The 14,019-nt window shown below is 74.1% G+C and carries 14 protein-coding genes; 9 read left to right on the top strand and 5 right to left on the bottom strand.

Translation table 11 applies throughout. The features are described 5' to 3' along the window. Positions 1-86 precede the first annotated feature (86 nt). The 6 genes from QRT03_RS09215 to QRT03_RS09190 all read left to right on the top strand — a co-directional run bounded on the left by QRT03_RS09215 (position 87) and on the right by QRT03_RS09190 (position 5,288). On the top strand, positions 87-902 hold the full coding sequence (locus tag QRT03_RS09215; protein ID WP_286052379.1) for an alpha/beta hydrolase: 816 nt from the start codon (positions 87-89) through the stop codon (positions 900-902). Positions 903-977: 75 nt separating this feature from the next. After that, the gene (locus QRT03_RS09210; protein ID WP_286052378.1) at positions 978-1,946 is read left to right on the top strand and encodes a quinone oxidoreductase family protein; all 969 of its coding nucleotides are present in this window, start codon (positions 978-980) and stop codon (positions 1,944-1,946) included. Next, complete coding sequence (locus QRT03_RS09205; RefSeq protein WP_286052377.1) at positions 1,943-2,236, top strand: DUF1330 domain-containing protein; 294 nt, start codon at positions 1,943-1,945, stop codon at positions 2,234-2,236. The genes QRT03_RS09210 and QRT03_RS09205 overlap by 4 nt, the downstream gene beginning before the upstream one ends. A 121-nt stretch (positions 2,237-2,357) precedes the next feature. Continuing rightward, positions 2,358-3,263: a PDR/VanB family oxidoreductase gene (locus tag QRT03_RS09200; RefSeq protein ID WP_286052376.1), complete on the top strand. Its 906-nt coding sequence runs from the start codon at positions 2,358-2,360 to the stop codon at positions 3,261-3,263. Positions 3,264-3,283: 20 nt separating this feature from the next. Continuing rightward, positions 3,284-4,504, top strand: coding sequence for a cytochrome P450 (locus QRT03_RS09195; RefSeq protein WP_286052375.1), 1,221 nt, complete (start codon positions 3,284-3,286; stop codon positions 4,502-4,504). A gap of 25 nt (positions 4,505-4,529) precedes the next feature. Further along, positions 4,530-5,288 (top strand): SDR family NAD(P)-dependent oxidoreductase, encoded by a 759-nt coding sequence (locus QRT03_RS09190; protein ID WP_286053341.1) that lies wholly within the window; start codon positions 4,530-4,532, stop codon positions 5,286-5,288. A 9-nt stretch (positions 5,289-5,297) separates the two neighbouring features. On the opposite strand, the gene QRT03_RS09185 is transcribed toward QRT03_RS09190, so the two are convergent. Further along, on the bottom strand, positions 5,298-7,007 hold the full coding sequence (locus tag QRT03_RS09185; protein ID WP_286052374.1) for a sigma-54-dependent Fis family transcriptional regulator: 1,710 nt from the start codon (positions 7,005-7,007) through the stop codon (positions 5,298-5,300). A gap of 132 nt (positions 7,008-7,139) precedes the next feature. Between QRT03_RS09185 and QRT03_RS09180 the strand changes: the two genes are divergently transcribed. Next, on the top strand, positions 7,140-8,069 hold the full coding sequence (locus QRT03_RS09180; RefSeq protein ID WP_286052373.1) for an alpha/beta hydrolase: 930 nt from the start codon (positions 7,140-7,142) through the stop codon (positions 8,067-8,069). A gap of 29 nt (positions 8,070-8,098) precedes the next feature. Beyond that, on the top strand, positions 8,099-9,724 hold the full coding sequence (locus QRT03_RS09175; protein WP_286052372.1) for a flavin-containing monooxygenase: 1,626 nt from the start codon (positions 8,099-8,101) through the stop codon (positions 9,722-9,724). 30 nt (positions 9,725-9,754) lie between these two features. On the opposite strand, the gene QRT03_RS09170 is transcribed toward QRT03_RS09175, so the two are convergent. Beyond that, positions 9,755-10,696, bottom strand: a complete 942-nt coding sequence (locus QRT03_RS09170; protein ID WP_286052371.1) for a helix-turn-helix transcriptional regulator — start codon at positions 10,694-10,696, stop codon at positions 9,755-9,757. Between the two features lie 104 nt (positions 10,697-10,800). On the opposite strand from QRT03_RS09170, the gene QRT03_RS09165 reads away from it, so the two are divergent. Beyond that, complete coding sequence (locus QRT03_RS09165; RefSeq protein ID WP_286052370.1) at positions 10,801-12,279, top strand: amidase; 1,479 nt, start codon at positions 10,801-10,803, stop codon at positions 12,277-12,279. Here the strand turns inward: QRT03_RS09165 and QRT03_RS09160 are convergent. The 3 genes from QRT03_RS09160 to QRT03_RS09150 are packed head-to-tail and all read right to left on the bottom strand — an operon-like array spanning position 12,266 to position 13,924. Beyond that, complete coding sequence (locus QRT03_RS09160) at positions 12,266-12,937, bottom strand: anti-sigma factor family protein (RefSeq protein ID WP_286052369.1); 672 nt, start codon at positions 12,935-12,937, stop codon at positions 12,266-12,268. The two genes, QRT03_RS09165 and QRT03_RS09160, sit on opposite strands and share 14 nt — an antisense overlap. Further along, complete coding sequence (locus QRT03_RS09155; protein WP_286052368.1) at positions 12,934-13,491, bottom strand: sigma-70 family RNA polymerase sigma factor; 558 nt, start codon at positions 13,489-13,491, stop codon at positions 12,934-12,936. Before QRT03_RS09155 ends, QRT03_RS09160 begins: the two co-directional genes overlap by 4 nt. A gap of 13 nt (positions 13,492-13,504) precedes the next feature. Further along, positions 13,505-13,924, bottom strand: coding sequence for a hypothetical protein (locus tag QRT03_RS09150; protein WP_286052367.1), 420 nt, complete (start codon positions 13,922-13,924; stop codon positions 13,505-13,507). Positions 13,925-14,019 lie beyond the last annotated feature (95 nt).

Here is a 14,019-nt window from a genome sequence, read left to right as displayed (position 1 = left end):
GGAGCTTTTCAGGAAGCTAACTTCCTGAGAAGTTAAGCGTTGGACGCTGCCGCGTCAACCGAGCCGTCGATGCGATCGGAGAAACGATGACCGTCGCCGTGGACCGCCACCCCGACGTCGAGTACCGCCGGGTGGGGACCTCGTCCCTCCACCTCGACGTCTACCGGCCGAGGGACGCGGACGGGGCCCTGCCGGCCGTGGTGTACCTGCACGGCGGCGGCTGGGCCCGCGGCGCCCGCACGGACCACGCCGAGCACCGGCTCGTCCCCGTCGCCGCGTCCGGCCTGGTCGTCGTCAGCGCCTCCTACCGGTTCAGCTCGACCGCCCTCTGGCCCGCCCAGCTCGAGGACGTCCTCGCCGCGATCGCCCACGTCGTCGAGCACGCGGCGACCTACGGGGCCGATCCCGCGCGGGTCGGCCTCTGGGGCGCCTCCGCCGGGGGCCACCTCGCCCTGATGGCCGCCCTGAGCACGGACCGGCCGCCGATCACCGCCGCCGTGGCGTGGTTCGCCCCCACCGACCTCGTCGCCCTGCAGACCGACCCGGTCGACCCGGGCGCGGTGACACCGCCCTTCGCGGCCGGTCGCGCGGCCCCGACGACCCCACCCGAGGCCGCGCTGGTGGGGGCGACCGCCGCGGGCCGACGCCTCGACGCGCTGCGGTACGCGAGCCCCGTCGCCCACGTGCGGCCGGGCGCGCCCCCGCTGCTGCTCGTGACCGGCAGCCGGGACGCGATGATGCCGTCGTCCCAGGCCCGGCGCCTGCTCCCGCCGCTCGAGGCTGCCGGGGTCGAGCACCAGCTCCTCGTCGTCGACGGCGCCACCCACGAGGACCCGGCGTTCCACACGCCGGCGGTCCTGGGCGCGGTGTCGGGATGGCTCTCGGCACGACGCGACCATTGACGGCCCGTCGACACGTCCCCTAACTTCTCCGGAAGTCGACTTCCTGGGAAGTCATCGGAGGTGTTCAACGTGACCATGGCGGTCGTTCTGCAGGCCGAACGCGGCAGCGCCGAAACCTTGACGACGACGCGCATCCCCATTCCCGAGCCGGCGTGCGGGGACGTGCTCGTGCGAGTCCGACGTGCCGCCGTGAACTTCGCGGACGAACGGGCCTGCCGCACCGGCCTGAATCATCTGACCGGCCGCGTGGAGGAACTCCCGTTCGTTCCGGGCGGAGAGATCGTCGGGACGCGCACCGACACCGGCGAGACGGTGCTCGCCCTCTGCGGATGCGGTGGCTTCGGCCAGTACGTGGCGGTCCGGGAGCGCGATGTCCACCCCGTCCCCGAGGGTCTCGACGACGAGTCCGCGCTCTCGGTGTTCGTCCCCGGGCTCACCGCCGGCCTGCTGCTGGACACGACCCGACCCACGAAGGACGACGGCGTCGTGGTGTCGGGGGCGACCGGCGCCGTCGGGACGCTGCTCCTGCGGCTGTCGGCCGTGCGCGGGCAGCGGCACGTCGTCGCGATCGCCTCGCCGACGGCGCCGGAGGACCGGCTGCGTTCCGCGGGGGCGTCAGCGGTCGTCCGCACCGACGCGGACGACCTCGGAGCGGCGTTGCGCCACGCGGCGGACGGCCCGATCGACCTCGTCCTCGACTCGATCGGCGGGCCCGTGCTCGAGGCGGCGGCCGGCGCCCTGGGCCGCCGGGGGACCCTCGTCTCCTACGGCAGCTCGAGCGATCTCCCCGCCACCCTCGCGCCGCGGTCGTTGATCCCGGGCTCGCGCACGGTCACCGGCTTCTGGTTGCTGGACCACCTGGACGACCCCGCACGGGTCGCGGCCGTCCTCGACGACGTGCTCGCGGAGGTGGCGAGCGGCCGCATCCCCGTCGACAGCCCGGAGACCTTCGGTCTCGACGACGCCGCCGGCGCGATGGCGGCCACCGCACGACGCGGCCGCACCGGCCGCGTCCTGATCGACCCCTGGGAGCAGGAGACATGACGGCCTATCTGCTGAGCGAGATCGTCACCACCGACGAGAACCTGCTCGACGAGTACCGCTCCATCGCCCGGCAGGCCGTGGCCGAGTTCGGCGGCCGCTACCTGGTGCGCAACCGGACGCCGGAGGTCCTCGAGGGCGAGCTCGACGACGGCGTCACCGTGGTCGTGCTCGGCTTCGACACCCTCGACGACGCCCGCGCCTTCTACACCTCGAGCACCTACGCGCCGGCCATCGAGGTGGCCCGGAAGTGCATGTCGCGACGCATCGTCATCGTCGAGGGCACCGGCTGAACCCTCGTCCCCCCTTCCACCACCCGCCTCGACGACGAGCCAGGAGCCGGTCTTGAGCGCCACCACACCACCACTGACATCCGCAGCCCCGGCCACCGGCCACCTCGTCGACGCTCGGGTCGTGACGAAAACGGTCGTCGCCGACGGCGTCGTGGAGATCGTGCTGGCCGCGAGCGCCGCGGACGCGCCGTTCGGGTCTTTCACGCCCGGGTCGCACATCGATCTCCACCTCGGCGACGACCTGGTCCGGCAGTACAGCCTGCTCCCGTCCGCCACCGGCACCTGGCGGGTCGCCGTGCTGCGCGAGCGTGACGGGCGGGGCGGATCGGCGTTCTGCCACGACGAACTGGCGGTCGGACGGGACGTCCGGGTCGCCGGGCCCCGCAACCACTTCGCCCTCGACGAGCAGGGCCGCTACCTGTTCCTGGCCGGCGGCATCGGCATCACGCCGCTGATCAGCATGATCGACGAGGCGGCCGCCCGGGGTGCGGACTGGCGACTGGTCTACGCCGGCCGCACCGCGGGCTCGATGGCCTTCGCCGCCGACCTCGCCCGGCGCTGGCCGGACCGCGTCGACCTCCACGTCGACGCCGACCGGGGCCTGCTCGACCTCGCCGGCCTGCTCGCCGCGACGCCCTCCGGGACCCAGGTCTACGCCTGCGGGCCCGCCGGGTTCCTGGACGCCGTGGCGGAGCACGCCCCCGCGGAGTCCCTGCACGTCGAGCGGTTCGCCCCGCTCGCGATCACCGACCGCGAGGACACGCCGTTCGAGGTCGAGCTCGCACGGTCCGATCGCACCGTCCCCGTGCCGCCCGGCCGCTCCGTGCTCGAGGCGGTCCGGGACGCCGGCGTGCAGACCCTGTCCTCCTGCGGCGAAGGGACGTGTGGCACCTGCGAGACCACCGTCCTCGCCGGCGAGGTCGACCACCGCGACGCGGTCCTCACCGACGCGGAACGCGAGGACTCGGAGACGATGATGATCTGCGTCTCCCGGGCCCGCGGTCCGCGCCTGGTGCTGGACCTCTGAACCACCGAGGAGCCACCACCATGCAGACCGTCGAACTCCCCCACGTCGCCGTCGACCCCTACAGCACCGAGGTCCTGACCGATCCGCTCCCGTTCTGGGAGGAGGTGCGCGAGGCCGGACCGGTCGTCCGCGTGGACCAGTCGCTCGGCTACGACATCGTCGCGGTCGGCCGCGACGCCGAGCTGCGGGAGCTGCACGTCCGCAACGACCTGTTCATCAGCGGGCGCGGCGCCGGGATCCTGGACCGCACCAAGGGCGAGAGCTTCCGCGAGCCCGCCATCCTGCTCGAGAGCGACCAGCCGGACCACACCGCCGTACGGTCGGTGATCGGCGAGATCCTCGCGCCTCGCAATCTCCGGCGGCTGCGGCAGACCTTCGCCGAGGCGGCGGACACGATCGTCGACCTCGCCCTGGAGAAGGGCCTGGCCGACGCGCAGACGGACCTGGCCGAGGCCTTCCCGCTCCGCGTTATCCCGGACGCGGTGATCGGGGCACCACCGGAGGGACGGGAGAACCTGCTGCGCTACAGCACCTTCCTGTTCGAGTCCCTCGGGCCGCAGACCGAGCGGGCGCGCGCCGAGATCGCCGCGGTCGGCGACCTCGCGGCCGTCCAGGAGTGGATCCGCGCGAGCTGCGCCCGCGACGCGGTCGCCCGCGGCACCGTGGGCGGTGCGATCTGGGAGGCCGCGGACGCCGGGAAGTTCACCCCCGACCAGGCCGCCAACCTCGTCCGCTCCCTGCTCGGGGCCGGGATCGACACGACGATCCACAGCATCGCCTACACGCTCTTCCACCTCGCCACCCATCCCGGTGAGTACGCGAAGCTCGTCGCCGACCCGCGGCGCGCGAAGTTCGCCTACGAGGAGTCCCTGCGTCTCGACAGCGTCGTGCGGCAGAACTACCGCACCCCGGCCCGGGACACCGAGATCGGTGGCATCCCGATCCGCGAGGGCCAGAAGGTGATGCTGCTGGTCGCCTCCGCGAACCGGGACCCGCGCCGTTGGGGGCCGACGGTCGACCGGTACGACATCGACCGGACCTCCGAGGACGGGCACATGACCTTCGGACGCGGCATCCACCAGTGCATCGGGCAGCCGATCGCGCGCATGGAGGCGGAGGCGCTGATCGGCGCCGTGGCCCGAAAAGTCGCGACGATCGAGCTCACCGGCGAGCCCGTGCCGATGCTGAACAACACGCTGCGGGGCTTTCGCAGTCTCCCCGTCCGGCTGACCGCGGCCTGAGGAAGGAGTACGTCTCGTGGACAGGATGCAGGACAAGGTCGTGATCGTGGCCGGCGCCGGATCGGGCCTGGGCCGGGCCACCGCGGTGCGGCTGGCCCGCGAGGGGGCCCGGGTCGTCGTCGGGGACCTCGACGGACGGGGCGTCGACGGCACGGTCGCGGAGATCGCCGGGTCCGGCGGCGAGTGCGTCGGGAGCGTCTTCGACATCAGTGACGACACCTCGTGCGCGGACCTCGTCGAGGTCGCGACGAAGACGTTCGGCGCGGTGCACGGCCTCTTCAACGTCGCCGCGGACACCTCGGCGCAGACCCTCGGCCGCGACACCGACGTCGTCACGGTGCCGCTGGAGGTGTGGCGGCGCAGCCTCGAGGTCAACCTCACCGGCTACTTCCTCATGGCCCGGCACGCGATCCCGGCACTGCTCGACAGCGGTGGCGGGGCGATCGTGAACACCATCTCCGGGCTGGTGCTCTACGGCGACGCGAACCGCGTCGCCTACGGCGCGTCGAAGTCCGGCATCCTCGCGCTGAGCAAGCACATCGCGATCGGGTGGGGCAAGCGGAACATCCGCTGCAACACGGTCGCGCCCGGGCTCGTCCTGACCGAGCAGTCGGCGACGCTGAACTCCGACGACTACCAGGCCGAGGTCCTCACCCGGGTGCATGCGCCCCGCCTCGGCGTCCCCGACGACATCGCCTCGGCCGTCACGTTCCTGCTCTCCGACGAGGCGTCCTGGATCAACGGCCAGGTCCTCCCCGTCAACGGCGGGCGCGGGCTCGGCTGACGCCCGCCGTCAGTGCAGCCCGAACTCGCGCATCTTGCGGTAGAGGGTGTTCCGCCCGATCCCCAACGACCGCGCGGCCACCGTCCGGTTGCCGCCCGAGGCGCGGAGGGCCTCGGCGACCGCGTCCCGCTCGGCCGACTCCAGCAGGCCCATCGGACGGCGCGGCCCGCGCAGGTCCTCGGGGAGGTCGTCCTCCTCGACCAGGCCACCCGAGGCCCGCCGGGCCGCGGCGGCGACCGTGGTGTGCAGTTCGGCGAGGTTTCCGGGCCAGGACCAGGCGAGCAGGCGCTCCCACGCATCCGGGGAGAAGCGCGCGGTCGGGGCGATCTCGCGGACCAGAGCAGGCAGGTGCTCCCGGCCCTGCGCGAGCGTCGGCAGCCGGACGACGGTGGTCAGGCGGCGCACCGTCCCGACGAGCGCGTCGTCCGCGGCGTCGAGGTCGAGGGTGAGCGCGACGGGGCCCGGCCCGACGAGGAGCGACTGCAGCTGCCCGACCGTGGGCTGCGGGTGCTCGTGCACGCGCCGGAGCACGACGCCGTGCCCGGCCGCGACGGCCGCACCCGCCGTCGCGGACCAGTCCGGGTCCAGCGCCGGCTCGACGACCAGCGGGTCCATCCCCCGCCGCCGGAGCAGCGCCCGGGCGGTGCGGCACTTGCCCGCGCCGCCGGGCCCGACGACCGCGACCGGCTCACCGTGGGCGAGCGCCTCCTCGAGCTGCCCGGCCACCCGGGGGTCGTGGTGCAGCGGCTTCCCGACGGCGGGTGCGGGCCGCGGCGAACGCCGCGACCCGTCGTCGGGACGAGGGAGCAGGCGGACCCCGAAGGCGGGCCGCCCGCCGTCGGAGATCGGCTCGACCAACGCGTCGTGGAACCCGTCGGTCAGCGGGACGGGCATCCGCCCGGACCGGCCGTGCTCGCGCAGGTGGGTCCACAGCAGGGCGTGCAGGTCCGGGCCCACGTGCGCGAGCCCGGCGCGGTTGGCCAGCACCGTGTCCTCGTCGACCACGAGGGACGGTCCGTCGGCCCGGTCGACCGCCAGGTACGCCTCGACGAGCCCGCGGCGCCGCTCCCCGGCCTGGTCGAGCAGACCGGCCTCGATCTGCCGCCCGACGTCACCGGCGAGCGCCGTCATGATCGGGTGCACGTCGCGGGTCGCGCACGCGAGCGAGAAGCAGCCGACGACGCGGCCCGTGTAGGGCTCGACGATCGGCGTCCCGGCGCAGGTGAGGCTCTCGAGCTCGGCGTTATAGTGCTCCGGACCGCGGACGAGCACGGGTCGCCGCTCGACCAGCACCGTCCCGAGCCCGTTGGTGCCGATCGACGCCTCGGAGTAGTCGAAGCCCTCGGCCGCGCACGCGCGGTCCATCAGCGTCCGCTGGCGCCGGACGTCGGCGTAGCGGGCGACGATCCGACCGTCGGCGTCCGAGAGCACCATCGCGACCGCGACGTCGGCGAGGCTCCAGCGCAGCCGGTCGAGCACCGGCTCAGCCGCCCGGCGCAGGGCCGAGGGCTCGGGCTCGCGGTAGTCGATGCGCGCCGGCGCCACGGGCACCTGCTCGCCGACGCAGCGCCGCCAGCTCTGCTCGATGACCCGGGGCACCCCGGCCGTGCCCGGCGGCACGTCCAGCAGTCCCCCGCCCACGAGCGCCTCGCGGCTGCGCCGGACCTGCGCGTGCTCCCGGGACGAGAGGGCAGGCACCCGGCTCCGCGTGCTCGCCATGGTGCTCACCTGCCCATCGTCCGCGTCGGGGCTCGCCCGCGAGACGTTCCGAAATGGAACGCCCGTCGATGGTGCCTCCCGCGCATCGTGAGGTCCAGGTCACACCGCCACCCGACCTCACGGAGGAGACCGATGACGACGACGCCGTCGACCCGCGTCCCGCAGACCTCGGCCGGCGCCGAGGCGCTGCGCGCCCTCTACGCGGACTGGTCCGGGATCATCGCGAGCACGCCGGACCTCACCACGCGGCTCTTCCGCGCGATCTTCGACGAGTGGCACCAGCCCACCCGCGAGCCGGAGGACGTGAGCTACCGCGAGGACACCGTCGGCGGGGTGCCGGGGATCTGGACGCTCCCGGCGGGCGCCGACGCCTCCCGCGTCCTGCTCTACACCCATGGCGGCGGGTTCGCGGTCGGCTCGGCCGCGAGCCACCGCAAGCTCGCCGGGCACGTCGCGAAGGCCCTCGGGGTGACGGCGTTCGTGCTCGACTACCGCCGCGCCCCGGAGCACCCGCACCCCGCGCAGGTCGAGGACGGCGTCGCCGCCTTCACGGGGCTGACGGAGCGCGGCATCGCCCCGGCCGACATCACGACGATCGGCGACTCGGCCGGCGGCAACCTCGCCGTCGCGATCCCGCTGGCGCTGCGGGAACGGGGGCTCCCGCTGCCCGGCCACGTCATCGCGTTCTCGCCGTGGCTGGACATGGAGAACCGCGGGGAGACGCTGGTGACCAACGCGGAGACGGACGCCCTCGTCACGGTTCCCCTGCTCGAGGGCATGATCGCCGGCGTCCTCGCGGGCGGGGCGATCGACCCCCGGACGCCGCTGGCGAACCCGCTGTACGCCGACCTGACCGGGCTCCCCCGGCTCTACGTGGACGCGGGTGGTGCGGAGTCGCTGGCCGCCGACGCCACCCGGCTCGCCGCGAACGCCGAGGCCGCGGGCGTCGACGTGACCCTGTCCGTCGTCGACGACATGCAGCACGTCTTCCCGTTCTGCGCCGGCCACGCCCCCGAGGCCGACGACGAGATCGCCGCGATCGCCGCCTGGTACCGGCGCTGACCCCGCTCACAGCACCCGAGGAGACGACCATGAGCACCACGACCACCCCGGACGTCGACGCCGTCGTGATCGGCGCCGGCTTCGGCGGCATCTACATGCTGCACACCCTGCGCGACCGGCTCGGCCTGTCCGTGCAGGCGTTCGAGAAGGGCGGCGGGATCGGCGGGACCTGGTACTTCAACCGCTACCCCGGCGCGAAGTCCGACACCGAGGGCTTCGTGTACCGCTACTCCTTCGACGAGGACCTGCTCAACGAGTGGGACTGGAGCACCCGCTACCTCGACCAGCCCGATGTCCTCGCCTATCTCGAGCACGTCGTCGACCGCTTCGACCTGCGGCGGAGCATCCGTCTGGACACCGAGGTCACCGCCGCGCACTTCGACGACGACACCGGGCTCTGGACGGTGCGCACGTCCGACGGGAGCGCGACCACGTGCCGGTACCTGGTCAACGCGCTCGGCCTGCTGGCCCGCAGCAACATGCCCGACCTCCCCGGCCGCGACCGCTTCGCCGGACGGCTCGTACACACGAACGCCTGGCCCGCCGACCTCGACATCACCGGGCGCCGGGTCGGCGTGATCGGTACGGGCTCGACCGGGACGCAGTTCATCGTCGCGGCGGCCCGGTCCGCGGAGCACCTCACCGTCTTCCAGCGCACCCCGCAGTACGTCGTGCCCTCCGGCAACGGGCCGGTGGACCAGGCCGAGGTCGACCGGACCAAGGAGGACTTCGGGTCGATCTGGGAGCAGGTCCGGGGCTCGAAGGTCGCGTTCGGGTTCGAGGAGAGCGACGTCGAGGCCATGAGTGTCTCGGAGGAGGAGCGCCGGCGGGTGTTCCAGGAGAACTGGGACAAGGGCAACGGCTTCCGGTTCATGTTCGGCACGTTCTCCGACATCGCGACGGACCCGGACGCGAACGCCGCCGCGGCCGCGTTCATCCGCTCGAAGATCGCCGAGATCGTCGACGACCCGGAGACCGCGCGGAAGCTCACCCCGACCGACCTCTACGCGAAGCGCCCGCTGTGCAACGAGGGCTACTACGAGACCTACAACCGCGACGACGTCGAGCTGGTGGACATCGCCGAGAACCCGATCGAGGAGATCACCGAGCGCGGCGTGCGGACCGCCGACGGCGTGGAGCACGAGCTCGACGTGCTGGTGTTCGCCACCGGCTTCGACGCCGTCGACGGCAACTACCGCGCCATGGACCTGCGCGGACGCGGCGGCCGGCACATCGACGAGCACTGGGCCGACGGCCCCACCAGCTACCTCGGGGTGTCGAAGGCCGGGTTCCCGAACATGTTCATGATCCTCGGCCCGAACGGCCCGTTCACCAACCTCCCGCCGAGCATCGAGTCCCAGGTCGAGTGGATCGGCGAGCTCGTCCGCACGGCCGAGGAGTCCGGGGCGCGCACCGTCGAGCCGACGGCGGCGGCCGAGGAGAGCTGGACCGCGACGTGCCGGGAGATCGCGGACATGACGCTCTTCCCGCAGGCCGACTCGTGGATCTTCGGGGCGAACATCCCGGGCAAGAAGAACGCGGTCATGTTCTACATGGCCGGCATCGGGGCGTACCGCCAGCAGCTCGCCGACGTCGCGGCGAAGGGCTACGAGGGGTTCACGCTGGAGGGCACCGACACCCCGGTGTCCGCCTGAGCCGACCGTCGGGTCGCGGTGCCCGGCCCCTCAGCACAGCAGCCCCCACGCCGTCGCCGTCCGGGTCGCGTCGACCCGGTTGCGGCAGCCGGTCTTCGTCAGGATGTGTTCGACGTGCGACGCGACCGTGCGCGCCCCGATGCCCAGGTGCGCGCCGGCCTCGGGGTTGCTCTCCCCCTCCGCGACCCGGGCGAGGACCTGGAGCTCGCGCACCGTGAGCCCGCACGGCGGCGGCACCTCGCCGTACAGCACCACGACGTCCGGGCCGGAGCGGTACATCTCGACGTCGTGCACCGTCTCCCGGTGGACGACCAGCCGGCGCACGGGGCCCGAGCGGAGGGCACGCGCGGCGGCGAGCAGGGGCGAGGGTGCGAGCAGCAGGTCCGGCCGAGCGGCGGCCGTCAGGGGGACGACGGTGCCGTCCGCGCCCAGCCGCAGGCCCTCGCTGACGCCGTCGTCCAGGCGCCGGACCGGCGCGTCCGGGACCGGGGCGGGGTCCAGCGCGGCGCCGAGCTGCGGGGCGAGCAGCACCAGCAGGGACACGGCGTCGTCGTCGGGATGACGGGTGTCGAGGGTGCTCGCGTTGAGCATGCCGACGTAGCGGCCGTCGGGCGCGAACAGGCACTGGGTGAGGCCGTCGCGGAACCCGCACGGCGTGATGACGGAGTCGAAGATCTCGCCGCCGCGCTGCGCCGGGGCGAGATCGCGCACCCGCACTGGCAAGCCGCCCCCGCGGACGACGGCGAAGAGCGGGTCGGTGTGCATCACGGCGTCGAGGAAGGCGGTCACCGCGGCCGGGTAGGAGGAGGCGAGGGTCCGGTGGCGGCGGCGGACCGGGTCCCAGACCGACAGGGCGAGACAGTCGGAACGCACCACCCGACCCAGCCCCTCGGCGATGGCGACCGTGGCCGGACGGCCCTCGCGACGGCCCAGGGAGCCGCTGAGCTCGCGCGCGGCGGCCAGGGCGGTCATACGTCGAGATGGTCGAGCACTCGCGATCGCTCCGTCAACCGACCGATGTCCCGGGCGCCCACCGCCCCTAGCGTCCTGCGGACCTGGTCAGAAGGGACACGACGATGAAGCTCAGCGAGTACGCCGACCTGGACGCGACCGCTCTGGCGGCCCTGATCCGATCCGGCGAGGTGAGCGCCGCCGAGGTGGCCGGCACCGCCACCGAGGCCCTCGAGGCGGTGCAGCCGGAGGTCAACGCGCTCGTCAGCGGACCGTTCGACGCCCCGCTCGACCACGCGGCCGACGGGCCGTTCGCCGGCGTGCCGTTCGCCGTCAAGGACCTCATCACCCACGCGGCCGGCGTGCCGACCCGCTCGGGCAGCCGGCTGCTCGGCGACGGGGTGCCCATGCCCGCGGACACCCACCTGATGGCCCGCTTCCGCCGGGCCGGGCTCGCCACCCTCGGGTTGACCGCCACGCCGGAGATGGGGTTCAACGCGAACACCGAACCGGTGGCCACGGGCTCGGTCCGCAACCCGTGGGACCTCGCGCGCAGCCCCGGCGGGTCGAGCGGCGGCGCCTCCGCCCTCGTCGCCTCCCGGGCCCTGCCGGTCGCCCACGGCAACGACGGCGGCGGCTCCATCCGGATCCCCGCCGCGGCCTGCGGCCTGGTCGGGCTCAAGCCCAGCCAGGGACGCACGAGCCCCGGCCCGGACTACGGCGACCCCCTGATGGGTCTCGGCGTCGAGTTCGCCCTGACCCGGACGGTCCGTGATTGCGCCGGTCTGCTCGACGCCGTCCACGGCTACGAGCCCGGCGACCGCTACCTGTTGCCCGACCCCCGCCGGCCCTACGCCGCCGAGGCCGACGCCGGGAGCCGCCCGCTCCGCATCGCGCTGCACACCGAGCCCTTCTCCGGGAACGGGGCGGTCGACCCGCGCTGCGTCGAGGCGGTCGAGGCCGTCGGGCGGACCCTGGAGGGCCTGGGACACCAGGTCGATCGCGCCGCCCCGGACCTCGACCCCACCATGTTCGACGACGCCAACTTCGTCGCCTGGTGCTCGTTCCTCGCCGACGGCATCGACACGATCTCCGCCGCCCTCGGCGTCCGGCCCGGCCCGGAGCTCCTGGAGGCGACGACCCTCGCGTGCGCCGAGCTCGGCCGGACCCTGCGCGCCTCGGACATCTACGCCGCGGAACGGGCCTTCAACGTCGTCCGCCGCGCCGTCGGCGTCTTCCACCAGCAGTGGGACCTGATCCTCACCCCGACGATGAACGTGCCCAACACCGCAGCCGGCCACCTGAACGCCGACGACGCCGCCCTCGAGGCGCGCGGGTGGTACGACCGGATCTTCAGCACGGCCGGTTTCACCGCGCTCTCCAACGTCACCGGGAACCCGGCGATCTCGCTCCCGCTCGGGATCACCGAGGAGAACTGGCCGATCGGTGTCCAGTTCGTCGCGCCGTACGCCGACGAGGCCACCCTGATCGGTCTCGCCGGGGACCTCGAGCGTGCCCTGCCCTGGCACGAGCGCCGGCCCTCGACCGTCGTCGGCTGGACCGTCGGCACCCAGGCCGACGCGAACGCCGTCAGGAACGCATGACGACGTCGCCGGACGCGGTCCGGACCTCCAGACCCGCGACCCGGTCGGGCGGCAGGTCCGTCGAGGCCGCCACCCGGACGTCCTGTCCGGGGGGCGGGCTCCAGCTGGCGATCTGCTCGACCCGCCCGTCGGCGCCCCGGACGACGAGCACGTAGGTGGTACGCGGCGCGTCCGGCGCGGGGGCCGGACGGGGAGCCCCCTCGTAGACGCAGGTCAGGGCGACCTGGGTGCCCCAGGGGCGGGTGGTGAGGCCGGCACGCCCGGACGACTGCGAGCCGGCGACTCCGGGGAGCACGACCTCGCGGACGGGCGCGGCGGCGGTGACGGCGTCGGGAGCGGCCGGGCGGACGAGGCCCGCCACCACCGCCCCTGCCACGAGCGCGACGACGACGGCCGACGCGGCGACGAGCACCGCAACACGGCGTCGGCGCCGCACGCGGTGCACCGCCCCGGCCACGAGGTCGGCCGGCGGGGCCTGCTCGGGGTCGCGCGCGGGCAGCTCGGCCCGCGAGAGGAGGCCGGGCAGCCCCGCGACCGCGGCCAGCTCCGCGGTGCAGGTCGCGCAGCCCGCGAGGTGGGCCTCGAAGGCGTCCCGCTCCGCGGGGTCGAGCGCCCCGAGGACGTAGACCCCGACGTCGAGGTGGTGCGGACACGTCACGACCCCACCCCCATCTCCTCCAGCGCGAGCCTCAGCGCCCGCAGCGCGTAGTGGACGCGGGACTTCACCGTGCCCGCGGGGACGTTCAGCGTCGCAGCCGCCTCGCCGACGGTCCGGCCGCGGTAGTAGCACTCGACGAGCACCGCGCGGTGCTCCGCGGAGAGCCGCTCGAGCGCGGCACCGACCGTCCACGCCTGCACGGCGGCCTCGGCGTGGTCGGCGACCGCGTACCCGCCCGGAACCGTCCCCGACTCCGCGCCCACGGGGTCGTCGGACAGCAGCTCCGGGCGGGACGACCGGGACCGCCACTCGTCGATGAGCACGTTGCGCAGGGTGCGCAGCAGCCAGGGCCGGGGGTCACCGCGGCTCGGGTCGATCGCGGCGGGGTGGCGCCACGCGCGGAGCAGGGTCTCCTGGACGGCGTCCTGGGCCCGGCCGCGGTCGGACGTGCTGCGCAGCGCGACCGCCCAGAGGACCGCGCCGTGCTGCTCGTGCAGCAGCCGGATCAGCTCCTCCCCCGACTCCCGCACGCCCGGCTCCCGCCCCACCGCCATCCGCTGCTCGGAGTCAGCGTCGCACGGCGCGGGTGAACGACCAGGCCGTCACCCAGACCGTGCCGACCGTGAGCACCAGGGCGCCCGGCACGTGGATCGCGAGGTTGGTGTGCTCCCCGAACCATGCCTGCACGAAGCTCGCGACGAACACCAGCGCGGCCAGGACAGCGGGCCACCACGGTCCGCGGTGCGCCCGGCCGTACAGGACCGCGGCGATCGTCAGCAGCCCGGTCACGACGTGCAGGACGATCGCCCCGGCGGCGTGAACGTCGACCGGTCCGCCGCGCGGGAACATCTGACCCGCCGTCAGGAACTGGACGGCGAGGTTCAGCACGGAGAGGACCGCCGTCACCTGGACCGCCCGCAGGATCGTGTCGGTCGGGCCCGCGGTGCGGGCGTCCGGTGACTCCGTGGTCCGGGTGCTGTGGGTCATCGCCACGTCCTCTGCTCGGGGTTCCTGCCCGGGTACACGGAGCGGAGCGTCGGATGGTTCACCACGCGGACGAGGAGCAGGCTGACCCCGACGGG

This window comes from Actinomycetospora termitidis (assembly GCF_030286555.1).
Lineage (GTDB): Bacteria > Actinomycetota > Actinomycetes > Mycobacteriales > Pseudonocardiaceae > Actinomycetospora > Actinomycetospora termitidis.
The sequence above is the reverse complement of the archived record's forward strand: the minus strand, read 5'-3'. Positions and strand labels throughout refer to the sequence as shown.

What these genes read in the sequence shown, in the direction of transcription:
- QRT03_RS09215 (WP_286052379.1), top strand. Translation starts at nt 87, where the DNA reads ATGACCGTCGCCGTGGACCGCCACCCCGACGTCGAGTACCGCCGGGTG.
- QRT03_RS09210 (WP_286052378.1), top strand. Translation starts at nt 978, where the DNA reads ATGGCGGTCGTTCTGCAGGCCGAACGCGGCAGCGCCGAAACCTTGACG.
- QRT03_RS09205 (WP_286052377.1), top strand. Translation starts at nt 1,943, where the DNA reads ATGACGGCCTATCTGCTGAGCGAGATCGTCACCACCGACGAGAACCTG.
- QRT03_RS09195 (WP_286052375.1), top strand. Translation starts at nt 3,284, where the DNA reads ATGCAGACCGTCGAACTCCCCCACGTCGCCGTCGACCCCTACAGCACC.
- QRT03_RS09190 (WP_286053341.1), top strand. Translation starts at nt 4,530, where the DNA reads ATGCAGGACAAGGTCGTGATCGTGGCCGGCGCCGGATCGGGCCTGGGC.
- QRT03_RS09185 (WP_286052374.1), bottom strand. Translation starts at nt 7,007, where the DNA reads ATGGCGAGCACGCGGAGCCGGGTGCCTGCCCTCTCGTCCCGGGAGCAC.
- QRT03_RS09180 (WP_286052373.1), top strand. Translation starts at nt 7,140, where the DNA reads ATGACGACGACGCCGTCGACCCGCGTCCCGCAGACCTCGGCCGGCGCC.
- QRT03_RS09175 (WP_286052372.1), top strand. Translation starts at nt 8,099, where the DNA reads ATGAGCACCACGACCACCCCGGACGTCGACGCCGTCGTGATCGGCGCC.
- QRT03_RS09170 (WP_286052371.1), bottom strand. Translation starts at nt 10,696, where the DNA reads ATGACCGCCCTGGCCGCCGCGCGCGAGCTCAGCGGCTCCCTGGGCCGT.
- QRT03_RS09165 (WP_286052370.1), top strand. Translation starts at nt 10,801, where the DNA reads ATGAAGCTCAGCGAGTACGCCGACCTGGACGCGACCGCTCTGGCGGCC.
- QRT03_RS09155 (WP_286052368.1), bottom strand. Translation starts at nt 13,491, where the DNA reads ATGGCGGTGGGGCGGGAGCCGGGCGTGCGGGAGTCGGGGGAGGAGCTG.
- QRT03_RS09150 (WP_286052367.1), bottom strand. Translation starts at nt 13,924, where the DNA reads ATGACCCACAGCACCCGGACCACGGAGTCACCGGACGCCCGCACCGCG.